We start from the raw sequence: 24,220 nt of genomic DNA on the forward strand, positions 1-24,220 counted from the left end.
CGTCACGAACATCAGCAAGGGGAGAAACCGCCGATGACCGACACGACCTTCCGCGCCCTGGTCGCGGACCAGAAGGACGGCGCGCAGACCGTCGAACTGAAACGCTGGAGCGACGCTGATCTGCCCGACGGCGATGTGACCGTCAGGGTCGCCTGGTCCAGCCTCAACTACAAGGACGGGCTGGCGCTGACCGGCAAAGGCCGCATCCTGCGCAGGTTTCCCATGGTGCCGGGCATCGACTTCGCCGGGACGGTGGTCGAGTCGGCCTCGCCCGACTACAGGCCGGGCGACGGCGTGGTCCTGACCGGTTGGGGCGTCGGCGAGAGCTGGTCCGGCGGCTTCGCCGAGCGTGCCCGGGTGAAGTCGGACTGGCTGGTGCCGCTCCCCGACGGGCTGGATGCGCGCCACGCGATGGCCGTCGGCACGGCGGGCTTGACCGCCATGCTGTGCGTCATGGCGCTGGAGCGCCACGGCATCGATCGCGCCCGGGAGGTGTTGGTGACCGGCGCCGCGGGCGGCGTCGGCAGCGTCGCGGTGCGGCTGCTCGCCAACCTGGGCTACAAGGTCGCCGCCTCGACCGGCCGGCCGGAACAGGCTGACTACCTGAGATCGCTCGGCGCGGCCGTGATCGTCGATCGCGCCGAGTTGGCGCAGCCGTCGAAGCCGCTGCTGTCCGAGCGCTGGGGCGGCGCGGTCGACACGGTCGGCAGCACGACGCTCGCGACCGTGCTGGCGGGCACCGTGTACGGCGGCGCGGTCGCAGCCTGCGGGCTCGCGGGCGGTCCGGACCTGCCCGCCACCGTGATGCCCTTCATCCTGCGCAACGTCGCCCTGCTCGGCGTGGATTCCGTCAACTGCCCCCGGGAGCGCCGGATCGAGGCCTGGCAGCGCATCGCGCGGGAACTGCCGCCGGAGAGCCTGGACGCGGTCACGACCGAGATTTCGCTCGAGGAACTGCCGGCCAAGGGGGCCGAGATCCTGAAAGGCCGGATCCGCGGCCGTACCGTGGTCCGGGTCGGCGGCTGACGCCGGGGCTGCTCCGGCGCAGGGAGGGATAAGAGCGGAGCGCCATCTCATCAACGCCACGAGGGTGTCCGGATGCGATACGTTATCGGTGCTGTCGACGGTCGACCGGACGACGGCTTTGATTTTGGTGCGGTCGCCTGAACTGGGTGGCTGGCAGCTCTCCAGGTTCCGGTGCCGCAGGTCGAACCGATGTCGGTGCGTGCGACCGTCGAGGTCGCCACCGGGCGACTTCCGAACGCTGAACGTCAACAGCCTTCGTGGGGACCCAAATCCGCTTTCAGGAATTGGGCGGAAGGCTGTTGACGCCCGCGACTATGATATCCTGACGGCTTCCTGGTTTGATTATCAAACCAGGGTGCACTCCCGGCGAGGGACCTTCAAACCTTACTTCCCCATAGCCGGAAACACACAAGCACCTTGATGACGGTGGACCGCCAGACTCCTGCCTGGGAAAGCGATGCGTGTCCGCCGCCATGATGGAAAGCCAGGATGGCGTGCTCCGCGTCACCCTGTCAGCCCGGCAACGTTCATCCCCCGGGACTGTGATTGGGGCAAAGGCAGTGCACTCGCCGGGCCGGCATCTCTTCCGGTTGGCGGTGGCAACTGGAGGAAAGCCAAGAGGGTATTCATCAGGTAGGGTCAACAGGGTTTCGCCCACGCGCCGCTTGTGTGCGCGGGGTCCCGCGAACCCTGTTGACCTCGACCCTGGACGGGCTGATCGCCACGCGGTGGCTGCTCCGCTTACGGACGCGTCGGGAAGGCGGGCCGCGCCGGCCTCTCCATTGGTGGTGCGCGATCATGGCCGGGGACTGCCAGCCGACTTCGACGTGCAGGCTGGCGGTAACCGGGGCACGCCGCAGGGTAATGAGATGAACGGTCTCCGCATCTGGGCACTACGGTGCCGGATGACGAACAAGCTCCCCCTCATCACGCTGACCTGCGCCCGGCTCTACATCTCGGCGGCGATCGCGGAGAGCAGATCCATTCCATACTTCTCGGCGAAGGATTCGCGCAGAGGATCCTCGACGATCTGCCGGAACCGGGTGGTGTCGATTTCCTCGATCACCTCCATGCCCGCCTCCTTCAGCCCGGCAATGATCTCGGCAACCTGCTTCGCGTTGAGATCGCGCTGGTAAGCCGCCGTCTCGCGCGCGGAGTCGATCAGGATCGTCCGGTACTCCGCCGGCAGGCTATCGAACTTACGTTTGTTCATCACGAGGATAAGGGGCGAGTAGGCGTGGTGAGTGAGGGTGAGATACTTCTGGATTTCGTAGTACTTGGCCGCCCACAGCACCGGTAGCGGGTGCTCCTGGGCATCAACGGCACCGGTCTCAAGCGCGGAGTAGAGCTCCGAGTAGGCCATCGGCACCGGATTTGCGCCCAGGAGTTCGAATGCCTGGATGTGGAAGGGGTTGGGGGTGGTCCGGATCTTCAGGCCTTTGATGTCCTCATGCGAGCGGATCGGGCGCCTGCTGTTGGTCATCTCGCGCCAGCCGTTCTCGAGGAAGGCGAGGCCCTGGACGCCGTGCGGGGTCAGCTTGTCGAGCACACTCTGGCCGACCTTGCCATCGAGCACGCGGTAGGCATGCCCGGCATCGCGGAACAGGAACGGCAGCTCAAGCGCCGCCGTCTCACCGACGAGGCCGTTGAAGGTGGTCGATCCGGACTGCACGATGTCGATGATTCCGCCGCGCAGCAGATTCAGCGCCTGGGGGCCAGCGCCGAGCCCGCTGTTCGGATAGACGGTGATCTCGATGCCGCCGTTGGTGCGATCCTTCACGAGTTCGGCGAACCTGGTCGCCGCCAGATGTTGAGTGGACTCGACCGCTACCTCATGGGCCAGCTTGAACTTGTACTCGGCGCCGGAAGCCGTGCTGGCCAGCATGGCCATGGAGCCGATCACGAGACCTAGATGTCAATCGGCTTCGAATAACCAGCCAGCATCGGCGTCCAATATCCAACCATTCTTTTGGTTGTAGAACCTCTTGTCCAGGGAGTCCACGGGAGGGACCCGCGCGCGCCGCGGAGTGCCCGTCATGACCGACGTAGCGGCGCGTGTGGGAGGAAACCTGTGGGCCCCCCTGGACAAGGCACGGGCGGAAGGAAGGTCAGGAGCGGTTCTTGAACCGCCAGCTTTCGTTCCCGGTCTCCAGGATGTCGCAGTGGTGCGTCAGCCGGTCGAGCAGGGCGGCCGTCATCTTGGTGTCGCCCCCGAAGACGGACGGCCACTCGGCGAAGCTCAGGTTCGTCGTGATGAACACCGACGTCCGGGAATAGAGCTTGCTCAGCGTATGGAACAGCAGCTGGCCGCCATTCTGGGAGAACGGCAGGTAGCCGAGCTCGTCCAGCACCACCAGATCGACGCGGGTCAGCTGGTCGGCGAGCTTGCCGGCCTGACCGGCCCGGGCCTCGGCCTCCAGCCGGTTCACCAGGTCGATGACGTTGAAGAACCGGGCGCGCGCGCCGCGGCGTACGCAGTTGGCGGTGATGGCGATGCAGATGTGCGTCTTGCCGGAACCCGTTCCGCCGACGAACACGGCGTTGCGCTGGGTCTCCAGGAAGCCGCCGTCGTGCAGGTCGCGCACCAGCGCTTCGTTCACCGGGCTGGCCGCGAAGTCGAACTCGGCAAGCGTCCTGGCCAGCGGCAGCCTGGCCGCGCCGAGCTGGTAGCGGATCGAGCGCGCCTTCTTCTCGGCGCGCTCCGCGGCCAGCAGGTCGCCCAGGATCTGCTGGACGGTGCGCTGCCGCTTCAGGCCGTCGGCCATCACCTCGTCGTAGACCGCGCGCATTCCCGCCAGGCTGAGCTCGGCCATCATCGCCATCAGCTCATGCCGCTCCATGACAGCCCTCCCGTGCCGCGCGCAGGCCGTCGTAGCGCGCGCAGTCGGCGGCCGGTTCGATCGTCAGCGTCAGCGCCGCCGGCACTGCCACGGGCGTCGTCGGGGTGACGTCGTGGCGCCGGGCGAGGATGTTCAGGATGACGTCCCGGCTGTGCGTCCCGCTCGCCAGCGCCTCGCGGCAGGCGGCCTCCACCGCGTCCAGGCCGTCGGTCAGGATGGCGGCGAGAATGCCGACGAACTGCCGGTCGGCTTCGTCGGAGCGGCCCAGCCGGACCCTCACCTTGGCCAGGGCCGCAGGCAGCTCCCACTGCCGGAACGGCGCCCCGTTGCGCAGCGCGCCGGGCTTGCGGGCGAGGACCGGCAGGTAGTGCAGCGGATCGTAGATCGTGTGGCCGTGCCCGAAGGCCCGCCGGTGCTCGGCCACCACCGTGCCGTCGCACCACGCCACGAGCCGGTCGGCGTAGGCGCGCACCTGCACCGGCTTGCCGGCCGCCACCGCCGCCACGCTGTAGCGGTTGCGCTCGAAGCGGATCAGGCAGGTCTTCGACGCGCTGGCCGTGATCTCGTGGAAGCCGTCGAAGGCATTGGCCACGGCGACCAGCGCCGGCCGCTCCGCCTCGAACACCGCCCACACCGTCCGGTCGGGGAACTCGGGATGCGGTGCGGTGCGCGCCCACGCCTCCACGGCGTGGCGCAGCCGCTCGTTTACTTCCTCCAGCGTTGCCGCCCGCAGGCGTGGGGTGAACAGGCGCTGGCGCAACGTGCCGACCTGGTTCTCGACCTGCCCCTTCTCCCAGCCCGAGGCCGGCGTGCAGGCCACCGGCTCGACCAGGTAGTGCGAGCACATCTGGGCGAAGCGGCGGTTGAAGCGCCGCTCCTTGCCGACGAACACGGCGTCAACCGCCGTCTTCATGTTGTCGTAGATGCCGCGCTCGCACAGGCCGCCGTAGAACGCCGCGGCGCGGGCGTGGGCGTCGAACACCATCTCCTGGGTCTGGCGGGGGTAGACCGCCACGAACGGCATCCGGCTGTGGCACAGGCGCACGTGGGCCACCTGCACCTTCGTCGTCACCCCGTCCAGGACGATCCACTCCTCCGCCCAGTCGAACTGGTAAGCCTCGCCCGGTGCGAAGGTCAGCGGCACGAATGCCTCGGCCGTCGTCGCCGGCTGGCGCCGCTTCCACCGCGTGATATAGCGCCGCACGGCGTCGTAGCCGCCCTCGAACCCGGCCACTGTCAACTGGTCGAAGAGCCCCCGGTAGTCGAGCCGGTCGCGCGCCGGCCGGCGGTCGTTCTCCGCGATCAACCGTTCCAGCTCCGCCTGGAACTGCCCCAGCTTTGGATACGGCTGCCGCGTCCGCTCGTACCGCGGCGCCGTCTCACCAGACCGCAGGTACTTCGCCACCGTTTCCCGGTTGATCTTCAACGCCCGGGCGATGGCCCGAACGCTCCGCCCCTTCGCGTGCTCCCGCCGTATCCGCGCGATCGTCTCCACTGTCAGCATCCCCGCGTGCCACCCCCTCGTCCAACCAAGGGTGGTATTGTGCCAGATCCGAGGCGGCCGGTTATTGGACGCCGATCACCTCCGAAACTGGCCTACTGTTCCACGCCGATGCACACCTAGAAGCTTCATTCCTCTACCTCCCTGGTGATGCGCCCGTCTGGCGGCGGGCAACGGGTGACTTGACGTTCCGTGACCTAGAAAGCGGCCGGCATGACAAGGCCGAATCGCTGTGCCGTTCCACCGAGCCGTTGCACGGTATGCTCGGATAGGGGCACTCCCTGCTCGCGGGCGGCTGCGATGTTGCGCTCGGCCTGCTCGCCCGGCAGGCGCACTGGCATGCCTTCGCGCAACGGGGCATTGGCTTGGCAACGTTCAGTGAGATAATCCATCTGCTCGAGAAAGGCCTCGCGGCCGGCGAAGGCGTCCGGGTCGAGAACCTGCAGAAAGACGTTGCCGCCCCAGCGCTTCTCCGTGTCCTTGCGGCCAAGCCCGGACAGGCCCTGGGTGAGCGCCTCGACCATCAGCGCCAGGCCAAAGCCCTTGTGGCCATACTCGAGCCCACCGAGCAGCAAGAGACTGCCGCGCGGCTCCGTCTGCTCCAGGACGCGCGGATTCCGTGTCGGTCGACCCTCGCCGTCGAGCAGCCAGGGGTGCTCGAAGTCCTCGCCGGTGGCAGCCTTCTGACGGGTCATGGAGACCGTGGTGATCGAGGCGCAGATGTCAACCAGGATCGGCGTGTGGGTCCCGGGATAGCCGATGGCGAACGGGTTGGGCGTCAGCAGCGGCTCGCGCCCGCCGTAAGGGGCGACGAAGCCGAAGGCGGGATCCGAGGTGGCCAGGATGGCGACGAAGCCCCGGTCTGTCGCCTGCTTCACGAGCGTCGCGAGACAGGCGATGTGATGGCTGCGGCGCATCGCGAAGGTCATCACGCCGTGCCTCGCGATCCGCTCGAAGGCGATGTCGAGCGCCTGTTGGACCAGCCACAGACCCGGCAGGTAGTTGCCGTCCCAAACCATGACCGCGCCATTATCCCGCAGACATTCCCGGCATTATGGTGCTGTAGCCAAAGGCCACCGAAATGGGTGACGGCGAGTTCCTGGCATGATAGAACATATCAGGAACATTGATCGGGGGGATCGCCATGGCCGCCCATTTTCTGCTGTCTCCGCTGTGTCGCACGTTAAGCATTGCCGAGGTCGCGCGAATGAGTGAGGAAGAAGCGTGGCGGGCGTTCTGCAGGATCCGGTGGGCAGCCACTGGGGGCGATCCGGTCTGCCCCCGATGCCAGGGCATGGTCCACTACACCCGGTCGGCAAGGCGCAGGTGGATCTGCAAAAGCTGCGGCTACGAGTTCAGCGTCACCGCCGGAACCATCCTGGCCGACCGCAAGATGAGCTTCGGCGATCTGTTGCTGGCGATCTTCCTGTTCGTCAATGCGGTCAAGGGCTTGCCGGCTCTTCAGCTGTCCCGCGAAGTCGGCTGCGACTACAAGGTCGCCTTCGTGCTGCTGCACAAGCTTCGGGAGTGCCTGGAGGCCGAGCAAGCCCGGCATCTCCTGGGCGGCGAGGGAACCGAGTGCGAGACCGACACCGCCTACTTCGGAGGCTACAGCAAGCCGGCCAATCATCAGGACAACCGCCGTGATCTGCGGCTGGCGGAGAACCGGACCGGCAAGCGCCAGTGCGTCGTCGTGGTGCGCCAGCGCACCGGCGGGACATCGACCGCCGTCATCCCGGGCGAGTCGGCTGCTCCGGCCTTCGTCCGGCGCAAGGTCGAGCGCGGCGGCGTGATCCACGCCGATGAGGGAGCCGCCTTCGACGAACTGCACGCCCGCTACGTCATGGCCCGGATCAACCACGAGGAGGCCTACTCCAAGGACGGCGCCTGCACCAACCAGGCCGAAAGCTTCTTCAGCCGGATACGCCGGGCCGAGGTCGGAATCCATCACCACATCGCCGGCCTTTATCTCCGGCGCTACGCCGCGGAAATGAGCTGGCGTGAGGACCTGCGGGCGACCGACAACAGCCGGCTGACCAGCGAGGTCATGGCTCTGACCATGCGCCGCGGGCATTCGGTGGACTGGCGGGGTTACTGGCGGCGCCGACAGCACGCGGCCTGATCACCAGCCGGCCACCCTCCACCGGGCGTTCCAGCCATTCTCGGCGCCGACCCGCTCCAAAATGCCGCGTTGCCACTGCCGGCGGATGACGTTGTGGACCTTGTGCTGGAAGGCGACGGTGAGCTTCTGGTCGCCCTGGTCCATCAGACACTCGACCATGATGGTCCGCGCGACGTCCGCCGGCCTGACCGGTTCCGCGGCATCGCGGACCTTCTCCAGCACCCGGCGGGTCAACTCGCCTTTGCGGAAGCCCTCCTTCGAGCGCTTATGCCTGACCGCCGCCGGCATCGTGTCGCGCTCGGGTTCCAGGTGCCCAAACGTCTTCAGGGTCTCGGAAACCGCCGTGATCTGACGGCGCAGGCAGGTTACCGTGTCCTCCGCGACCACCAGATCGGCAGCGAGAGCGCTGCGCTTCTCCAGCAGGGCGCTGATCACGACCTCCGCTTGGCTCGCTGCCTGCTCGGAGGATTCGGGGAACGATCCAGCCTTGCCACCTGGTAAAGAAACTTCCCATGACATGATCTCCTCCCAATTACTTAAAGGTGAGGAGATAATACCGGGAATGAACCATTAGGCGAAATTGGTGGCCTTTGGCTACAGCACCATAATGCCGGACATTCCGGCTCGCCGTGAGGCGTCATCAGCCCCTTCTCGAGCTGATCGAGGTAGAGCGGGCATAGCGCCACCCCGTGAGTGTGGCGGCCCAGCATATCGGTCAGCACCAGAAGGCGGGCGACGGTCTGCGCCTTCCCGCCTTCCATTCCGGCCGCCGCCAGCAGATCGCTGGTGAAGCGGGTGAGCGGCTCAACGGGATAACGAACTTCGGTCATCCTGGCGGTCTCCTTCTCGGGGTTCGTTGATGATTGGTGCGTGCCGGCGTGCTCATTCTAAGTCTTATGATGCTGGATGGGGATGGCGCGTTCAGGCGCCGGAATCGAGTTGGACCTTCATCGTGTTTCCAGGATGCCGCTGTCTTCCCGGCGTGCCGCGGGCGCATGCGATGTGGAACTAGTCAAGAAACGACGGGGTCGTGACACCGGCATGACCAGGATGGAACGCAGCCCGGAACAGCCGCCGCTGAACGCGGTGGTCCCGTTGTCGGCGTTCTGGACGACTTCCCTAAGACCGCGCCGGATCAGCGCCTCGATCGCAGTGTCGGTTCTGGCGACCGCGGTGAAAACCTGGCGGGTTCCATGGGACGTCTCGACGTTGCCGAAGCGGACTTCGAGATGGCGCTGATCGTCCTCACAGCTGGGAATGAACGTCGAGTCCAGGGTCAGGGTGATCGCCGCCGCTGGAGATGCCGGCTCGGTTGGGGCTGCGTCACGCAGCCGCTCGCCGACCATCAGGGTGCGCCGGCGCACGGTCTCGGAATGGATCCCGGCATCGACCGGCAGAAGATGTTCAAGCTGGCCGGCGGCGATCCGACAGGGCATGAGCGCCGATAGATGGGCCCGCAGCTGGTCGGGCTCGGGCGCCGAGCGGCATGGGACGGCCAATCGACACCACCCTCCGCCCCGCCGCAGCCGGCGCAACGGAAGCGGGGCAACCGGAGCGTAACCTGGCCGAACGAGGTCGCAATCCGGTGGGGCCGGTAGTCCCTGACTTGGCAGAGGGGGGCGCAGGTCCGGCACGCCGGCCGCCGGGCGGCATGGTCCGGCTCTGCGCCGCAACGACGGCCTGTTGAACCTGAGGCACGAGCTGCTTGCCACCTACAAGGCTCAGGTCAGGACCCGCGAGGTCACCCAGACCGCCGGCACGGACGATCTCCACCACGTCGACGCTGCGGCTCGCCCCATCGCCTCCGGTTACTACCAGGCGCAAAACCCACCCCATCCTTGTTCTCCAGCCGCTGAAACGTACGACCGGTCATACCCTGTTCAGCCCAGCTCCCCCAATCTCGCCGGCAGTCCCGACCGTATGAGGCTTCACCGCGCTATCGTCCGCCGGCGCTTGTCCGCAGGTCACTGACTGGCGACAGATGGCTCCATCAGCATTCTCGGAGCCGGTGTTCAGTCATGCCCATTGCGGCCATCGAAACGTTGCGGAATGCTGCCAGTACCCGACAAGGATTGGCTCAGCATCCAGAGCATGCTGGTATCGTGTCACAGCGTCATCGGCAGGCAGGGAGGTCGTCATGGATCGCAGGACGTTCATCGGCGCAAGTATCGGCGCCTTCGCGCTTGGGGCTGTCCGGGGACAACCGTCCCAGGCGCAATCGGCTTTGCCGGAATTGCGACCCGCCGCGGACCCCTATGCTCGCCTCCAGGGTGGTACGCCGCACCATCTGACACCGGACCAGGAGGCACAGCGCGTTGTCGACAGCCCGGCTCCGGCTGGCCCGCCGGGCCGCTGGATCAGCCGCGCCGCGCTGCCGATCCCGCGCAGCGAAATGGCGTGGGCGGCTGTCACGGCGGAGCGGATGCATATCGTTGGCGGCTATGGGGAGGGTGCCGTCAATCGCGCCGATCACCATATCTACGACCCGGTGGCCGACCGCTGGTATGAGGGGGCCGCGTTGCCGCGCGGTGCCAACCATGTCGCGGTCGCGGCTGACGCCGGCCATGTCTACGCGTTTGGCGGGTTCATCGAGCAGAACCGCCGATCCGACACGAACGCCTACGTCTTCGACGTGGCCACCAACAGGTGGACCCCCCTTGCACCCCTGCCACGGCCGCGCGGGGCGGCGGCGGCCGTGGCGCTGAATGGCTCAATTCATCTGATCGGCGGCGCATCCGAACCGGCCAGCGAACGGGCGAGCGTCGGCTGGCACGAAGTCTATGACCCGCGGACAGATCGCTGGTCGGCACGCAAGCCGCTGCCGGGTGCGCGCGATCACGTGGGGTGCGTCGCCCATGCCGGCGCGATCCACGTCATTGGTGGCCGTTTCAACACGTTCGAGTACAACACCGAGCTTCACCATATCTACCTCCCGAACCGGGATACGTGGGAGACGCGGGCGCCGTTGCCGACGGCGCGGTCGGGACATGGCCTTGTCGTCTACCGCAACCGCCTCTTCGCCATGGGAGGCGAAGGCGGCATTCTCACCGGCGGGGTGCCGCGCCAGGCGAAGGTGTTCGGGCAGATGGAAAGCTATGATCCGGCCAGCGACACGTGGCAACATCATGCGCCTATGCCAACGCCACGTCACGCGGTCGGCGCCGTGACGATCGGCGACTGGATTTATGTGGCGGGTGGCGGCGCGGTCCTCGGGGGCTCCGTGCAGTCTGCCGTGCACGAAGCCTTCACCCTGGGGTGATGCTGTACTATGGCCCTGCTCATCCACCTGTCGATCTGACAACGAGAGAAACCGGATCGCTAAATCCCGTTCTGATGTGCCCTGAACGACTGCTCCTGGTGTAAAGATAACTCCAACGAAAGGGGCGGCTTCTGATCCAGAGCAATCCAACGCCGCCGTCGGCGGGGGTGCGATATCGAGGTTCGGAATGCGGAGAGAATGGAAGTTCATCTTCACTTTGCGGACAGACGCCGCCTCCGCCCGGATTTCGCCCAGTCATCACGGGCCAGAGCCCATTCGACCTCTTGCCACCCTCGCTTCACCATCCATTCCGGTCCGGCCCGACGGGCGGAGATGTCGGCGCCGAACCAGCGGGCGAGCTTCTCCACTCGCGTGTTGCCGCTGGCCGTATTGCCGACGATCAGATGCAGATCGAGATCGTGAAAGCCATGCTCAACCAGGGCGCTCATCACCTCGATCGCCAGGCGGTAGCGTCCCCAATCATCCGGGGTCAACTCGACCCCGAGCGTGGCCGTACCGCCATGTTTTCCCGCTTTGCGGAGGCCAGCGCAGCCACACAGCCGCCCTGTTCCCCGTTCGAAGATCCCCGCCTGAAAGTTCTGGCGCGGCACTTCCCGCTGCCAGGTGATGAAGAGGTCGAAAAGGTCCTGTGCTCTTTGTTCATCGGCTTGGCCAATGTCGTAGAGACGACGGTAGCGCGGATCGATCTGGTACGAGATGAACGCCGCACGATCCGTCTCCAGAAAATCGCGTAAGATGAACCGGGAGGTGTGGATGAGCATGGCTGTGGATAGCACGATCCGCACGCTCGCCGCCAACGGACTTCCGGCACGGCAGAGCTCCCTTCGTCTGCCAAGGTGTACGTGAAAGGTCGCTTCTGGCGAAAATCGGCTGTCTCTCCCGACGCCTAGCGCATGACCTGAATGGTCGGCTCTGGCACGGGCAGATGCTGGGCTCGATTTCGGGATGGTGTTACGCTACGTTCGGGCTCATGGGCACCTTGCGAAGCTTGATGGTATGCCGGCCCTGACCCGACGAGAGCAGGACCTGCTGCGGCGCAACCGACAGTTCTATCTCGATCTGGTCGAGGGGCGGCGGTTGCCCGAGACCGACGCCCAGCGGCGTTTCCTGGAGGTCGCCGCAGGACGCCTGCCGCCGGTGACGGAACACGAGCGCCTGTGGGTGCGATGGCGGCGGATGATCCGGGATAGGAATGTCCGGGCGCTCATGCGGCGGATAGGACCGAACGAGCCTTCAGGCCGCCGGTTGTGAGTTCGAGCGCATCCAACAGCTGGAACCCCGGGGAAGATCACGGCAGCGAGGGCTCGGCACATGCGATTGCCCGGCACATGCGATTGCCCGGCACATGGCGGTTGGCGGTATCCGGCCGATTTGCGTCATTGCATAAGAGGCGTAACGGCGGCAGGCTGTCGGTAAGGCATGTGCCCGGGATTCTACATTGATCGTTCGCTGACGGATGTAGGATTGTCCCTGCCGCAGGAGGAGCAGCATGCAGGCTCGCATGACCGTGTTGACGATCGGCGTGGATGACATGGAGAGGTCGGTCCGCTTCTACCGCGATGGACTGGGCTTTCCGACGATGGGAATAACGGGAGAACAGTACGAGCACGGCGCCGTGGCCTTCTTCGACCTCCAAGCCGGCCTCAAGCTCGCCGTCTGGCCCCGCGACAGCCTTGCCAATGACACAGGTCTCGCGAAATCCCAGCCTAGCCCGACGGAGTTCTCAATCGGGCACAACGTATCCAGCGAGGGTGAGGTCGATGAGGTTATGCGAAGGGCCGAACAGGCGGGCGCCCGGATCGTAAAGCCGGCGCGCAGGACGTTCTGGGGCGGCTACGCCGGTTACTTCCAGGATCCTGACCAGCACCTGTGGGAAATAGCCTTCAACCCCGACCTTATTCCCGACGACTAGTGGCTCGGCACAGTGGTTTTGATGAGTTCAGGCGGCTTGCTTGAGGGAGGGCTCCGGATCGGGATAGGCATGGCCCATCTTCTCACGCGCCCGCTCGGTGGTGAACATCCAGGTAATGCGGGCGCCCTCGGCGTTGCGCCGGCGCTGCCAGGCTGCCACCTCGGCCTCGAGGCGCTCGCGCTCGGCGATGCGGCGGTCCAGGCACTGGGAGCGCAGCACGCCGATCTCGATCTCGACCATGTTCAGCCAACTCGCGTGCTTGGGCACGAAGTGGAAGTCCAGCCGGCGCAGCACCCGGCGCGCCTCGCACGCCGGGAACGCCTCGTAGAGCGCCCCGGCCGAATGGGTTGACAAATTGTCCAGCACCACGCGGATCCGCTCGGCCTCGGGGTAGTGGACGTCGACCAGGTCGCGCATGCACGCGGCGAAGTCGCGCCCCGTGCGCCGGTCGGTGACCTTGACCGCGCGCCAGGGGCGGTGCGCGTCGAGGAACACGAACAGGTTGGCGGTGCCGTTGCGCCGGTACTCATAATCGAACCGCTCCGGCTGCCCCGGCGCGGCCGGGACCGGCTCGCGCGCCTCGCCGATCAGCTGGGTCGGGCTCTCGTCGAAGCACACCACCGGGCGCGCCGGGTCGGGCGCCTCGGCGTAGAGGTCGAGCACGTCCTCCATGCGCGCGACGTACTCGGCGTCGACGCGCGGGATGCACCACATGTCCCGGCGCCACGGCTTCAGGTCGTTCTCGGCCAGCCGCCGCCGGACCGTCTCGCCGGACACGGCGTCGTGCCCGGTCAACGCGACCAGCGCTCCCGCCAGCAGGTCGAGCGTCCAGCGCGCCCGGCCCTCGGGCGGCTCGGAACAGGCGGTCGCCACCAGCAGGGCCTCCTCCTTGCCCGACAGCTTGCGCGGCGCCCCCGGCCTCGGCCGTTCGCCCAGCGCGGCGTCCAGGTTGCCCGCGACGAAGCGGCGCCGGGTCCGGTGCACCGTGGCCGTGCCGACCGCCAGGGTGGCGGCGATCGCCTCGTCACCGTGGCCCGCGTCGGCCGCCAGCAGGATCTGCGCCCGCTTGACCTTGCGCACGGCTTGCCGACCCCCGCTGACCAGGGCCTGCAGCTCGGTCCGCTCGGCTTCGCTCAGATCCACGCGGTAGCGTACAGTCATCGGGCCTCCTCGACGCTCAAAGCCCCGACAACCCGATGGCCGCCGCGATGTCACAGCCCCACCCGGAACCGAATTTCACGCCCAAGCAAGGGCAGTATTTGGCGTTCATCCACGCCTACACCTGCATCAATGCCCGACCGCCCGCCGAGGCCGACCTGCAGCGCTTCTTCGGCGTCACCCCGCCCACCATCCACCAGATGGTCCTCGCCCTCGAACGCACCGGCCTCATCCAGCGCACCCCCGGTGCCGCCCGCAGCATCAGGCTGCTCGTGCCACCGGAGAGCCTGCCGGTCCTTCAAAGGCCCGAAGCCAGCTCATCATAATCACTGTGCCGAGCCACTAGCCTATGCGGGAGCTCGCTGATCGCCATGAACAAGCGGCTTTTATTGTGGAGCGGTTTGGGTGCCGCCACACTTCCCGTGATGATCGGCGCGGCTTGGATACTCTCGCTGCCGCCGGCGCCGCCTGCCGGAGCCGCACCGCCGATCGCGCAGGAAGAGGCCGATGCCACGATCGCGGCCCTGAAGCCGCCGAAGCGCCAGCGCCCGCGCCCGCGCCCGCTTATCGCGATCATCGGCGCTAATGAGGGCACTGAAACCACCGATTACCTCATGCCCTACGGCATCCTTCGGCGTGCCGACGTCGCCGATGTCTCGGTGCTCGGAACGAAGACGGGACTGGTAACGCTTTATCCCGCACTCGCGGTCGAGCCGCAGGCGACGGTTGCGGACTTCGATGCTCGGCATCCGGAAGGCGCCGATTACGTCATCGTCCCCGCCATGCGCCGCGACGACGACCCGGTGGTGCTGCACTGGATCAGGAGGCAGGCAACCAAGGGCGCGATCATCGTTGGCGTCTGTGCCGGAGCCAAGGTCGTCGCCAGTGCCGGGCTCCTCGACGGCAAGCGGGCGACGACCCACTGGTATTATCTTGAGGAACTGCGACACAAGCATCCCACGATCCAGTATGTCGCGGACAGGCGGCTGGTGGTTGACCGGGGCGTTGCGACGACAACGGGCATTACCGCGTCCATGCCTATGTCGCTCACCCTGATCGAGGCCATTGCCGGCCGAGACAAGGCCGAGGCGATCGCCCGGGATCTCGGCGTTAGGGACTGGAGCGCACGGCACGACAGCGATGCGTTCCAGTTCACGCGTCCATTCGCTTTGACGGCGATCGGCAACACCATCGCTTTCTGGAATTGGGAGAGGCTCGGCATAGAGCTTCGCCCAGGCCTCGACGAAGTGTCGCTCGCCCTCGTTGCGGATGCCTGGTCGCGAACCTATCGGTCACGTGCGGTGACGTTCGCCGACACCTCCAGTGCGATCGAGACCCGCAACGGCATCCGTATTTTCCCCGATCGGATTGCGACGAGTTGGCCTGCCGGGCAGCTGCTTCCGACGATCGGGGACCACTTGCCGGCACACGTCTTGGACCAGATCCCTCACGCGATCATGGCCCGTTACGGAAGGGATACAGCCAATCTGGTCGCCATGCAGCTCGAATACCAGGAACAGCGGGTGCTGAGGAGGTTCGAGGACAGGTGATGGCGGACGAAGCAACCGGCAGCCTTGGCCTCTCGGATCGTTGCGCCGAATGTCAGACTAACCGCGTGAAGCCGTCCGCACTCCAGCGTTCGCTACCCACCCCATGATGCACAAAGAAGAGGCCGTCGGGGTCATACTTGTCCTTCGCGGCAAGCAGTCTTGCGTAGTTCGATCCCCAGAAGGATTGCCGCCACGCCTCGTCGAAGAAGTCGCTCTCCGACACGTATGAACCGACCTCCGGGAGCACCCGGCGCACTTCGTTCATGGCCCTGTCAATGGCTGCCGCACCCCTGTTCGCCGTCAAGCGCGACAAATCCTCATCTCCCACCCAACAATCCAAGGATGCCGTCACGAGACCAGCTTGGCCTCTTGGCTGCAGGCAAACGCCGCCGGCAACCCTGCCGGCTTCCAAGGGCCTTGGAGCGCCGTTACGTATGGAGCCGGATCCTGCTCAGGCCCTGATGCGGGCGACTTCCCGCCGGCGCCTGATCAGCCACAGCGCGCCGTATGCCGCGAGTAGCGTTGCGATGGCCAGCAAAGTGACAACGGCGAAATTGACCTCGGGCCACTGGACGTATTCAAGGGCCGCCATCCGCTCGAGCATCCAGTGCCACGCGGTGTGCGCAACGAGAACCGAGAGGATCATGACGCCGGCACGCTGCGCAGGGACGGTCTTCAGCGACAGCGCCAGGACGGGCAACACGATCAGTAGGAACAGAAGCTGACCCAGTTCCACACCGACGTTGAAAGCCAGCAGGGACAGCAGAAAATGCCCGCCCGTGTACTGCAGGTCTTCCTGTAACACGAACGAGAACCCGAACCCGTGGATGAAGCCGAAGGTGCCGGTGATCAGCCATCTCCAGCGCAGCGCGGTTGCCGCCTGGCCATGGAGCCAGGTGCCCACAATGTTTTCCAGCGCCATGTAGACGATCGACAGGGCGATCAATGTCTCGATCAGCGGCGGAAACCAGTTTCCCTCCGGCACGGCGCCGGTGGCGGCGGCCAGCAATGTAACGGAGTGCCCCATAGTGAAAGCGGTGACTACGCCCACCAGCCGCCACATGTGTTCCAGCCTGAAGGGTAAGACCAGGCACAGAAGGAACAGCAGGTGATCGATACCTTCCAGAATATGGCCGAAGCCCAAGCTGACGAAAGTGAACGCGGCACGGTGCCAGCTCGGATCGAGTTCGAGCCAGCCGTGGCCACCATGGACTTGGTAGGCGCGAGGCTCGCCGCCGGGAGGGAGAAACTGCACGAACAGCTTCAGGCGTCCCGACAGGCCGGATCCCAGGAGAACATCCACTCCGAAGCGGGAATCGGGCGAGGCGGCAGAATAAACCAGTGCCACGTCGAAGTAACCCTGGTTCCAGAACAGGTTGCTCTGTGGCGGCAGGTCCGGTCCTGTCACGTGACTCCAGGCTGCCTCAAACGTGCCGAAGGCGTCCTCCGAGGGTTGCGAGAAGCGCGTATGCGCTATTGGAACGCCGAGACGCTCACCGTTCTCATAGAGAATGAAACTCTGCGTCACGGCCTGCACCAGTCGGTCGAGCGAGCCCTCGATACGGGCAAGGTCGAGGTAGCCGGGGCCCCGCTTGGGCAGGGCCATGCCTTCAAACAGGCTGAGTGGAATCCGGGTCACTGCCACGAGCCGGCCAGATTCCGGTCTGATGAAACTGTTGACAATGATCTCGTCGGGAACGTCGTGAGCGGCGGCAGGCCTGCTGACGAGCGGAGGAAGGAGCAGGGCCGCAAAAGCGAGGGCGAGCAACCATCGGACGGTCAGGTGTGGAATCGTCATGATATTCGGGACTTCTCGCGATGGTAGGTGAAACCACTGCAGCCGCGACCGTGAAACTCCCCGTCCGGTACGCCGGTGAGCGGCTGGACGGGGAGTTTCGTCAGGCTATGCGTTGCTGACCAGGCGGCTTACCGGGAGCGGCAGCCGCGCGCGCCGTACCGCACGAACTTCTGGATACGCTTTCCGGTATCCACCTCGGCGGTGTAGAGAATGCCTTCACTGTCTGTGGCTACGTTGTGCACCCAGTGGAAGTCACCGGCATTGCGGCCGTGCCGTCCGAAAGTGGACAGGATCTCCAGGCTTCTGCGGTTCAGCGTGTCGACGTGCATGTTGGTACCGTCGGCATTGTGCAGGCAGCTCTCATCGCGATCCGAAGAAGTGTCAAGATCCCACACCGACCCACTGCCCAGTGTCTCGGCGCGGATGAACTTCTCGGTCACGAAGCCGCAGGTGCCCTCGGTTCCGTTCGGGTTGTTGCACTCCTCGCCCACCTGATTCTTGCGGAACACTTGCAGGCGGTTGTTCGCCCGGTCGCAGACATAAACCAGGCCGTCGTGCGCGATGCGGACGCAGTGGACCGGGTTCCGGAAGTACGGGATTATCTCGTCACCCCGATCGTTCGCGTAAGGTCCCGCTGCGTCGGAAGCCGCGTCGTCCACCGGGTTCTGGCCATAGGCGCCCCAGTGACGCTTGTACTTGCCGGTCTCCGCGTCGACCACCACGATCCGGTGGTTGCCGTACCCATCAGCGATGTAAAGCTCGTTTGTCCGCGCATCAACTTCCATATCGGCCGGGTTATAGAGCTGAGGCGTGCCGTTGGAGGCACCGTCGGTGTCGTTGCTGTTAGCCGGTCCGCCGAAGCCCGGATCGCCAACCCGCAACAGGAAGGTGCCGTCGGCCGAGAACTTCAGGACATGGCTGTCCTCCCCGTGCGTCGCCGCCCAGGGGAACTCACCTTCGCCGCTGCCGTTACCGGCGATGTAGACGTTATCGTTATGGTCGACATAGATGCCGTGCTCGCCGGCCGGCCAGACGCAGCCGTCCTCCTCCCTGCACTTGCCGCCGATAAAGCCTGGGTCAGCTGGTCCACCCCAGGCCTGGAGCAGATCCCCGTCCTTGTTGAACTTCATCACCGCCGGCGCCGGAAGGCAGCAATCGGCAATGGGTCCAAAGGGTCGAGGATGTCCTAGCGCATTGATCGGCTCCCCTTCCTCGTTGGTTGCGTCCTCATAAGCGTCCGTCGCCCCAGCCTCATCGCTCGTCAGGGTTCGGGCGCGCTGAACGATCCAGATGTTGTCGTGGCGATCTACCGCGATGCCGCCAACCTGTCCCACGAGCCACTTGTTCGGCAGTTCCCGCGGCCAGCCGGGATCCACGATGAACCTGGGCCCGCGCCTGGCCGCGCCGTCCTCCGGCTCGGTTCGGTCGCGCAGTCGGTCGAGAAAGTCTCCGATGTCGCGGAGGTTCGGGAAACCGCCGTTGTGTGCGAGGCTAGCGGCCGCGTCGTCATCTTGCGCCGCAGCCGTGTCCGGCGCAAAGGCAATTGCCGCCGCGACGATAGCGGCGGTCGCACCGATGACGGTGCGCCATAAATTTCTCATTGTTTCCTCCCGTGGCGTTATAGGCAGGACTTGCCCACCAGATGTTTGTAACCGCAGGAATACTTCTTCCGAATAGCGAGCTTCGCGCAGTAACGCTGCGACTCGCCAAAGGTCCAACAGCAGAGAGCAGCCCGGGACCAGAATATAGAGAGGAACACACACTGCCCTCACCGCAGTCCTGGTCGGGAATGACGCAGGTCCGCTTAGATGATACTAATACTCTGGCAGGTTTGTGTCCCAAGTGCACAAGATATAACCACACCACATTTGTACAGTCAGCACCATGCCGTTTGTACATCTACCCCGGCAGGCGTGTCCTGCATCTTCTTGTGCAAACTCCCGATGTGAAAGGAAAACTGGATCTGGGACAGCCTCCTGGGTCGATGTGTTTGCGCTAACCGTAAATCGACCGGCAGATATGCAGAAAACGCAGACCCGGCACACAGGATCATGCAGCGCACGTTCTGCTGCTTGGAAACTCATTGCCGCCCAGTATTCGGAGGAGGCGCGTAGCCGGTACCTGGAATCATCCGGCCGGCGCCGTTCAGCCTGCGGCGCAGCTCGTCCGTCACCGCACGGGCCTGAGCGCGGTTGCCGATCACCCGGGGGGTCAGCAGGACCAGAAGCTCGGTGCGCCGACGTTGCGTGGTTGTCGTCTTGAAGAGATTGCCGAGAACCGGGATGTCCGAGAGGACAGGAATTCCCGTTACGCCATCGCCCAAGCTATCCCGGATCAGGCCGGCGAGCGCCACGCTCTCGCCATCCTGGACGGCCACGGAGCTCTGGATGGTGCGCTGCTGTATGACCGGCGCATCGATATTTGAGGAGTTGTTCGTCGCGACGTCGCTGACTTCCTGGGCAATGTCCAGGCTGACCAGCCCGCCGGCATTCACCCGGGGCGTGATCCGCAGGATGACCCCGGTGTCCCGGTACTCGATGTCATTGACGATCGGGGCATCCGGGTCGACCACGGAGACTGAGGAGCGCAGCGGGATCGGTACCTGATCGCCGACGCTCAGGCGCGCCGTCCTGTTGTCCAGGACGAGCAGCTGGGGTGCCGACAGAACGTTGACGTCGGTGACCTCGCTGAGGGCGTTCAGCACGACCCTCGCGTCGGTGCTGCTGTAGAGGAAGTTGAAGCCGGGAAACGCCGGACCGCCCTGGCCGGGATTGGCGAACAGCTGCGGATTGAAGACCTCGCCGGTCTCGTTGAACGAGAAGCTTCCGTTCCCCGCCGAGAAGAACCATTGCAGCCCATAGCGCAGCTGGTCGGTCAGGCTCACTTCCGCGATCGTCGCCTCGATCAGAACCTGCATCGGCACGATGTCCAGGCGCTGCAGCGCTGCCTCGATCATCCGAAAATCGGCCTCGCTGGCGAGGATCACCAGGGCATTGTTCACCTCGTCGGCGATGATGCGGATCTCCGGGTCGCCGGCCGGCGCTCCTCCGGGTCCGCTGCGGGCTGCCGTGCCTGGAAAGGGTTGCGGGGACTGGACCATGCCCGTCGGTCCACCCTGACCGTTTCCGGCTAAGCCGGAAGTCCCCCGGTCGTTCCGCAGTTGCGATCCGTCGGAACCGTCGATCGAGACCCCCTCTCCACCCGACCCCTGGCGGCTTCTCCCGCCACCCGCCGGGAAGGAGCCCAGGTCCCGCGACTGAAACCCGGGCGATACGGAGGGAAACCCGCCCGTCTGCGGCACTGCCGTCGTGAGTTCGCTGCCGAACAGCGGTGCCACGACGGACCCGAGCTCCGCCGCCCGTCCGTTCTGCACGAAATAGATGAAGATCCGACGGTCCTGAGCGTCGTCACCCAGATCGAGGATCTCGATCCACTGCCGGGCCTCGCTCAGCTGCCCCGGGGTCCTGGCTATCGCCAGGACGGCACTCAGGCGCTGGATCGGCAGGAAGCGAACTCCACCGGCGCCGGCGGAACCGGGCTGCGGTGCCGGCGCGCCCTCCTGGGCGGTGGTTCCGGTCGGACCATCGGGCTGGCTGAAGATCTGGGTAAGCTCGCCGGCAACGTCCTCGGGGTTGGCGCGTCTCAGGGGGAAAATGCCGAAGGACATTCCGGCCATCCAGTCGATATCGAAGGTTTCGACGAGGTCGACGAGATCCGCCGCCTCGCCTCCGGGACCGGCGAACACCAGCAGGTTCCGCACGGGATCGGCCACCAGCGACCGGCCTGCCGTGACGAAAGGCGCCAGGGTTTCCCGCAGCGCCTCCACGGCAGCATAGCGGACCGGAATGATGTGGAGACCGTAGCCGCGGCTCGCTTGGGCATCGGTGACGGCGACCAGGCCCGGGGTGATGCGGGCAACTGCCCGTTCCATCGGCTCGACCCGGTAGATGCCGTCCGTCCGGGTAATCGCAGCCCCCGCCAACGCCAGGAGGGTTTCGAGGGTCGGCATGATGCTCGCCCGCGGCACGGGGCGTCCGGTTCGCGCCGTGATCGTTCCCTGGACATTCGGGTCCAGGACATAAGTGAGGCCAAGGGTGTCGCCGAGGATGCTGTCGACCGCTTCACGGATATCCGTGTTGACGAAGTTGAAGCTGACTTCGTCGGCGCCGGTGACCGCCACGCCTTCGGGAGCGCCGCCGCGGCGTAGAAAATCGCCGGACCCGCGAATGATCCTGGGGCCGGGTAGGACCTGGGGCCGACGGTCCGGCGTGGCCAGACTCGCTTCAGCCGCGCCGCCGCGCCGCGCGGGCGCTGCCGAGGCGAGTGGCACCGGCGCGCGGGCGGGTCCGTACGCGGCCGTCTCTTCCCTAGGATCTCCCGGTTGTCTGGTGCAGGCGCATGCCAGCAGGAGTACGGCCAAGCTGAGAAATCGCGTGATCGCCTTGGAAACCGAGGAGGCTGGGACGGAAGCCAACGGGATAGTCCATTGTTATCATTATTGTTTTAGCTTCGAGATTTCGGTGGTGCGCCACATTGATGCTTAGCCAATTCAGGCTTCGAGGCCAGAACGCAAAGGGTGATGGGTCCGGCGAAGAGATTACAACTTTAGAAAGCGTCACGGCTGGAGCGCCGTGACATTCCCGGTCGCGAGTTCCCGGGGCCGTTCCCGCGGGCGGCGTGAGCGGTCCGGCTCCGGTGCCGGCGCCTCGATCCGCAGATCAAGTACGCGCTCGACGCTGCCGCGCCGGATGATGACGCGCCGTTGTTCGATCCCAACGACCCTCCATCCCTGTATCGTGTCCCCCACCCGCAGCCTGCGGGCTTTCTGATCCTTGGCCGGGGACATGAGTGCCATGCGGCTCTCCGGCGTGATCAGAATTCCCGAGATCACCACGCTCAACGGCTGCGCCGGCTCGCCGGTCTGCTCTCGCCGCTCCGGCGGGCGGCGGCTTGCGGTGAACACCGGCCGTTCGAGGATTTCCGAAAAATCTTCAAGCGCCCGTTCCGCCCAGCCAGCCTCGCTTTCCTGTACCCGAGCCGGGTCCGCGGGTGCCTGAGACGCCTCCTGCAGGGGCGGTATCGGGCCGATTCCGCTCAGGGCAAGCATATCCGAAACCAGCAGCCAGGATGCGGTGGCGAAGGCCGCGGCGGCGGCGCCAAGTGCCGCGAAACTCGGGCTCGAAGACCTCATTTTCCTGCCCTCCCCCTCAGGTACCCGGCGACATCGAGCCGGATCGCGAGAACGGGATCATTGTCGAGCTCCTGGCCAGCCTGGCTCCGGGCGGTTTCCCGGATCTCCATTCCCTCGATGAACAGCATCGGCCGCCCACTCTCCACCGCGTGAAGGACACGTTGGAGCGTTTCAATTCCCCCCGTGAACTGAATCCTGACCGAAACCTTCTGGAGATCCTCAACGGTCGCCGTCGGCAGGTTCTGCGCGGCGTTGACCCGTCCGCCGTTCTCCTGAACACCGCGCTTCACCTGCTCGACCAGCCAGGCGGCAGCCAAGGCATCGGTCGAGCCTTCCAGGTAGGATCCTGTGCCCTCGGGCTCCCGGTCGAAGTTCTCGACGGCGGCTCTGATACGCGGCACCTCGACCGCCATTCCTCGGTAGCGCGCCAGCATGGCCTGAAGGTTCGCGATCTGCTCGGCATTGCGCTCTTGGCGGGCGAGCGGCATGGCAACCGCCGTGACGTACACTGTACCAACGATCGCTCCCACCAAGCTGATTGCCGCGACCCGGCCGATGATCCTATCGAACCGGAGGTTCATGTCAGTTCTCCCGCGTTCGCTCGGAGAGACTTTCCCCGATTGCCGAGAAACGGGCTGAGATACTGAAGCGCTCGACGCTGGCGGCCCTGCCGTCCGGCACTTCGCCGTCGGCATCCTGCCAAGCGCCCCGCACGCCCCCGGCCCGCTCGAACGAGACCTGCGAGCGGAATTGGACATCCTCCAGCAGGTCGGACTCCTCCAGAAGGGCGATCAGGGCCGAGGCCTTGGCCGAGAAACCCGACAGGGACAGGGAGCCGGCGCGCATGTCAAGGCTGGCGAGCCAAGTATCATCGGGCAGCAGCCGGGTGACCTCGGACAGGATGTCGATGCTCGCGGGGCTCCGGCGCTTCAGATCCGCAAGGTACCGTTCCTTGTGGATCGCCGCATCGAGATCGGCCCGAAGCCTGTCCGCCTCCAGAGCCCGGACGCGTGCCGACGTCACCGCCGCGTCGAGTTCGGCGAGATGCCGTTCCTGCTGGTACAGCGGCAGGGAAGTGCGTGCCGCCACCAGTGCCAGAGCGATCGCCGCCAGGACAGCGGCCATTCGGTACCGCCGCCGGTTGGCCTCTCCGCCGGTGCGGGGGAGCAGATCGGTATACGCCTCGCCGCCCCACCCGGCCACTTCGAGCCACTCCGGCTTCAAGCCTGCGCCTCGGATCAGGTCGAGTGCCCAGTCGACGTCCGGCCGGCAGACGACGACGAGGTCGACCAGCAATGGCCGGCCGGTCGTCACGCCGCCGGCGCGTCGCCCGGAAACGATCCGGTAGTCATAATAAACATCCTCGGCCCTGAACGGCGTGAGCCGGTCCATCTCGAAGGACAGGACCTCCCTCAGGTTCTCGGCCGCCGCTGCAGGCAAGGTCACCGTGCGTCGCAGCGCCGTGCCCGCAGGAACGATCAGGGCCGTCTCGCACCGGCTGCCGGATCGGTTCCTTACCAAGTCGCGTATCTGCTCAGACACGGATATTGGGGCATGGTCGATCCGGGCGCCCGGGACCGGCCGGGGCCTATCGACCGATCCGAGAAACCGGCGGCGTCCGGCCCGGTTCGCGAAGACTCGAAGGCACTCCGGCTCCACCACCACTTCGAAGCAGCGGGAGCGGCGCGACAGGGCGCGGCTCAGGCGCCGGGGAACAAGCGCGGCCAGTTCCCCACCCCACCAGCGCAGGAAATTCCAGATACCCGATCCGATACGGCCGTTCCAGGGTCCCATGCCTGTCCCAATGCCTTTCACCGCGTCCAGGCGGTGAATTGTGATCTC

At 65.8% G+C, this 24,220-nt stretch carries 22 protein-coding genes and 1 pseudogene; 7 read left to right on the forward strand and 16 right to left on the reverse strand.

Translation table 11 applies throughout. The features are described 5' to 3' along the window. The first annotated feature begins 33 nt into the window (after positions 1 to 33). Complete coding sequence (gene acuI / locus JL101_RS29615; protein WP_203103237.1) at positions 34 to 1,026, forward strand: acrylyl-CoA reductase (NADPH); 993 nt, start codon at positions 34 to 36, stop codon at positions 1,024 to 1,026. Positions 1,027 to 1,975: 949 nt separating this feature from the next. Here the strand turns inward: acuI and JL101_RS29620 are convergent. The 4 genes from JL101_RS29620 to JL101_RS29635 all read right to left on the reverse strand — a co-directional run bounded on the left by JL101_RS29620 (position 1,976) and on the right by JL101_RS29635 (position 6,407). Continuing rightward, positions 1,976 to 2,917: a TRAP transporter substrate-binding protein gene (locus tag JL101_RS29620; RefSeq protein WP_203103239.1), complete on the reverse strand. Its 942-nt coding sequence runs from the start codon at positions 2,915 to 2,917 to the stop codon at positions 1,976 to 1,978. Positions 2,918 to 3,134: 217 nt separating this feature from the next. After that, on the reverse strand, positions 3,135 to 3,866 hold the full coding sequence (istB, locus tag JL101_RS29625; RefSeq protein ID WP_202681535.1) for an IS21-like element helper ATPase IstB: 732 nt from the start codon (positions 3,864 to 3,866) through the stop codon (positions 3,135 to 3,137). Further along, on the reverse strand, positions 3,853 to 5,370 hold the full coding sequence (gene istA / locus JL101_RS29630) for an IS21 family transposase (RefSeq protein WP_203104602.1): 1,518 nt from the start codon (positions 5,368 to 5,370) through the stop codon (positions 3,853 to 3,855). The genes istB and istA overlap by 14 nt, the downstream gene beginning before the upstream one ends. A gap of 194 nt (positions 5,371 to 5,564) precedes the next feature. Further along, a complete protein-coding gene (locus JL101_RS29635) occupies positions 5,565 to 6,407 on the reverse strand; it encodes an Ldh family oxidoreductase (RefSeq protein ID WP_228435585.1) in 843 nt (280 codons plus the stop codon). A 104-nt stretch (positions 6,408 to 6,511) separates the two neighbouring features. Between JL101_RS29635 and JL101_RS29640 the strand changes: the two genes are divergently transcribed. After that, complete coding sequence (locus tag JL101_RS29640; RefSeq protein WP_203104508.1) at positions 6,512 to 7,489, forward strand: IS1595 family transposase; 978 nt, start codon at positions 6,512 to 6,514, stop codon at positions 7,487 to 7,489. Here JL101_RS29640 and JL101_RS29645 read toward each other — a convergent pair whose 3' ends face one another. The 3 genes from JL101_RS29645 to JL101_RS29655 form a co-directional block, all read right to left on the reverse strand. After that, positions 7,490 to 8,008, reverse strand: a complete 519-nt coding sequence (locus JL101_RS29645; protein WP_203104506.1) for a hypothetical protein — start codon at positions 8,006 to 8,008, stop codon at positions 7,490 to 7,492. Positions 8,009 to 8,025: 17 nt separating this feature from the next. Then, positions 8,026 to 8,319 carry an Ldh family oxidoreductase gene (locus JL101_RS29650; protein ID WP_203104504.1) on the reverse strand — a complete coding sequence of 98 codons (294 nt, stop codon included), beginning with the start codon at positions 8,317 to 8,319 and terminating at the stop codon, positions 8,026 to 8,028. Positions 8,320 to 8,436: 117 nt separating this feature from the next. After that, the gene (locus JL101_RS29655) at positions 8,437 to 8,988 is read right to left on the reverse strand and encodes a hypothetical protein (protein ID WP_203104502.1); all 552 of its coding nucleotides are present in this window, start codon (positions 8,986 to 8,988) and stop codon (positions 8,437 to 8,439) included. Positions 8,989 to 9,626: 638 nt separating this feature from the next. Between JL101_RS29655 and JL101_RS29660 the strand changes: the two genes are divergently transcribed. Further along, the gene (locus tag JL101_RS29660) at positions 9,627 to 10,748 is read left to right on the forward strand and encodes a Kelch repeat-containing protein (protein WP_203104500.1); all 1,122 of its coding nucleotides are present in this window, start codon (positions 9,627 to 9,629) and stop codon (positions 10,746 to 10,748) included. A gap of 212 nt (positions 10,749 to 10,960) precedes the next feature. Here JL101_RS29660 and JL101_RS29665 read toward each other — a convergent pair whose 3' ends face one another. After that, positions 10,961 to 11,566: a GNAT family N-acetyltransferase gene (locus tag JL101_RS29665; RefSeq protein WP_203104498.1), complete on the reverse strand. Its 606-nt coding sequence runs from the start codon at positions 11,564 to 11,566 to the stop codon at positions 10,961 to 10,963. Positions 11,567 to 11,765: 199 nt separating this feature from the next. On the opposite strand from JL101_RS29665, the gene maoP reads away from it, so the two are divergent. Next, on the forward strand, positions 11,766 to 12,020 hold the full coding sequence (gene maoP / locus JL101_RS29670; protein WP_203104496.1) for a DUF413 domain-containing protein: 255 nt from the start codon (positions 11,766 to 11,768) through the stop codon (positions 12,018 to 12,020). 238 nt (positions 12,021 to 12,258) lie between these two features. After that, entirely contained in the window at positions 12,259 to 12,681 is a 423-nt protein-coding gene (locus JL101_RS29675; protein ID WP_228435578.1) for a VOC family protein, read from the forward strand. 27 nt (positions 12,682 to 12,708) lie between these two features. On the opposite strand, the gene JL101_RS29680 is transcribed toward JL101_RS29675, so the two are convergent. Then, on the reverse strand, positions 12,709 to 13,842 hold the full coding sequence (locus JL101_RS29680; protein ID WP_203104623.1) for an IS630 family transposase: 1,134 nt from the start codon (positions 13,840 to 13,842) through the stop codon (positions 12,709 to 12,711). 35 nt (positions 13,843 to 13,877) lie between these two features. Here JL101_RS29680 and JL101_RS29685 point away from each other — a divergent pair, with 35 nt between their 5' ends. Together JL101_RS29685 and JL101_RS29690 are read left to right on the forward strand one after the other, a co-directional pair. Then, a complete protein-coding gene (locus JL101_RS29685) occupies positions 13,878 to 14,165 on the forward strand; it encodes a LexA family protein (protein ID WP_203104621.1) in 288 nt (95 codons plus the stop codon). Between the two features lie 45 nt (positions 14,166 to 14,210). Further along, entirely contained in the window at positions 14,211 to 15,389 is a 1,179-nt protein-coding gene (locus tag JL101_RS29690) for a DJ-1/PfpI family protein (RefSeq protein WP_203104204.1), read from the forward strand. Positions 15,390 to 15,441: 52 nt separating this feature from the next. Here JL101_RS29690 and JL101_RS29695 read toward each other — a convergent pair. The 7 genes and pseudogenes from JL101_RS29695 to JL101_RS29725 form a co-directional block, all read right to left on the reverse strand. Continuing rightward, a pseudogene (locus JL101_RS29695) lies at positions 15,442 to 15,687 on the reverse strand (BBE domain-containing protein); the annotation flags it as partial. A gap of 153 nt (positions 15,688 to 15,840) precedes the next feature. Further along, positions 15,841 to 17,187 carry a HupE/UreJ family protein gene (locus JL101_RS29700; RefSeq protein ID WP_203104200.1) on the reverse strand — a complete coding sequence of 449 codons (1,347 nt, stop codon included), beginning with the start codon at positions 17,185 to 17,187 and terminating at the stop codon, positions 15,841 to 15,843. A gap of 128 nt (positions 17,188 to 17,315) precedes the next feature. Next, positions 17,316 to 18,788, reverse strand: a complete 1,473-nt coding sequence (locus JL101_RS29705) for an NHL repeat-containing protein (RefSeq protein WP_203104197.1) — start codon at positions 18,786 to 18,788, stop codon at positions 17,316 to 17,318. Between the two features lie 479 nt (positions 18,789 to 19,267). Then, complete coding sequence (gspD, locus tag JL101_RS29710) at positions 19,268 to 21,367, reverse strand: type II secretion system secretin GspD (protein WP_228435579.1); 2,100 nt, start codon at positions 21,365 to 21,367, stop codon at positions 19,268 to 19,270. Positions 21,368 to 21,802: 435 nt separating this feature from the next. Beyond that, positions 21,803 to 22,294 (reverse strand): hypothetical protein, encoded by a 492-nt coding sequence (locus JL101_RS29715; protein ID WP_203104191.1) that lies wholly within the window; start codon positions 22,292 to 22,294, stop codon positions 21,803 to 21,805. 80 nt (positions 22,295 to 22,374) lie between these two features. After that, positions 22,375 to 23,073 carry a type II secretion system protein GspM gene (gene gspM, locus JL101_RS29720; RefSeq protein WP_323374750.1) on the reverse strand — a complete coding sequence of 233 codons (699 nt, stop codon included), beginning with the start codon at positions 23,071 to 23,073 and terminating at the stop codon, positions 22,375 to 22,377. Next, positions 22,961 to 24,172: a PilN domain-containing protein gene (locus JL101_RS29725; RefSeq protein WP_203104186.1), complete on the reverse strand. Its 1,212-nt coding sequence runs from the start codon at positions 24,170 to 24,172 to the stop codon at positions 22,961 to 22,963. Before JL101_RS29725 ends, gspM begins: the two co-directional genes overlap by 113 nt. Positions 24,173 to 24,220 lie beyond the last annotated feature (48 nt).

Origin of the sequence: Skermanella rosea (assembly GCF_016806835.2) — a bacterium.
GTDB lineage: Bacteria > Pseudomonadota > Alphaproteobacteria > Azospirillales > Azospirillaceae > Skermanella > Skermanella rosea.

Coding starts and splice junctions, on each gene's coding strand:
- gspM (WP_323374750.1), bottom strand. CDS start 23,073: ATGCCGACGGCGAAGTGCCGGACGGCAGGGCCGCCAGCGTCGAGCGCT.
- JL101_RS29650 (WP_203104504.1), bottom strand. CDS start 8,319: ATGACCGAAGTTCGTTATCCCGTTGAGCCGCTCACCCGCTTCACCAGC.
- JL101_RS29645 (WP_203104506.1), bottom strand. CDS start 8,008: ATGTCATGGGAAGTTTCTTTACCAGGTGGCAAGGCTGGATCGTTCCCC.
- JL101_RS29690 (WP_203104204.1), top strand. CDS start 14,211: ATGAACAAGCGGCTTTTATTGTGGAGCGGTTTGGGTGCCGCCACACTT.
- acuI (WP_203103237.1), top strand. CDS start 34: ATGACCGACACGACCTTCCGCGCCCTGGTCGCGGACCAGAAGGACGGC.
- JL101_RS29700 (WP_203104200.1), bottom strand. CDS start 17,187: ATGACGATTCCACACCTGACCGTCCGATGGTTGCTCGCCCTCGCTTTT.
- JL101_RS29685 (WP_203104621.1), top strand. CDS start 13,878: ATGGCCGCCGCGATGTCACAGCCCCACCCGGAACCGAATTTCACGCCC.
- JL101_RS29620 (WP_203103239.1), bottom strand. CDS start 2,917: ATGGCCATGCTGGCCAGCACGGCTTCCGGCGCCGAGTACAAGTTCAAG.
- JL101_RS29660 (WP_203104500.1), top strand. CDS start 9,627: ATGGATCGCAGGACGTTCATCGGCGCAAGTATCGGCGCCTTCGCGCTT.
- JL101_RS29640 (WP_203104508.1), top strand. CDS start 6,512: ATGGCCGCCCATTTTCTGCTGTCTCCGCTGTGTCGCACGTTAAGCATT.
- JL101_RS29705 (WP_203104197.1), bottom strand. CDS start 18,788: ATGAGAAATTTATGGCGCACCGTCATCGGTGCGACCGCCGCTATCGTC.
- JL101_RS29715 (WP_203104191.1), bottom strand. CDS start 22,294: ATGCTTGCCCTGAGCGGAATCGGCCCGATACCGCCCCTGCAGGAGGCG.
- JL101_RS29725 (WP_203104186.1), bottom strand. CDS start 24,172: ATGGGACCCTGGAACGGCCGTATCGGATCGGGTATCTGGAATTTCCTG.
- istB (WP_202681535.1), bottom strand. CDS start 3,866: ATGGAGCGGCATGAGCTGATGGCGATGATGGCCGAGCTCAGCCTGGCG.
- maoP (WP_203104496.1), top strand. CDS start 11,766: ATGCCGGCCCTGACCCGACGAGAGCAGGACCTGCTGCGGCGCAACCGA.
- istA (WP_203104602.1), bottom strand. CDS start 5,370: ATGCTGACAGTGGAGACGATCGCGCGGATACGGCGGGAGCACGCGAAG.
- JL101_RS29675 (WP_228435578.1), top strand. CDS start 12,259: ATGCAGGCTCGCATGACCGTGTTGACGATCGGCGTGGATGACATGGAG.
- JL101_RS29680 (WP_203104623.1), bottom strand. CDS start 13,842: ATGACTGTACGCTACCGCGTGGATCTGAGCGAAGCCGAGCGGACCGAG.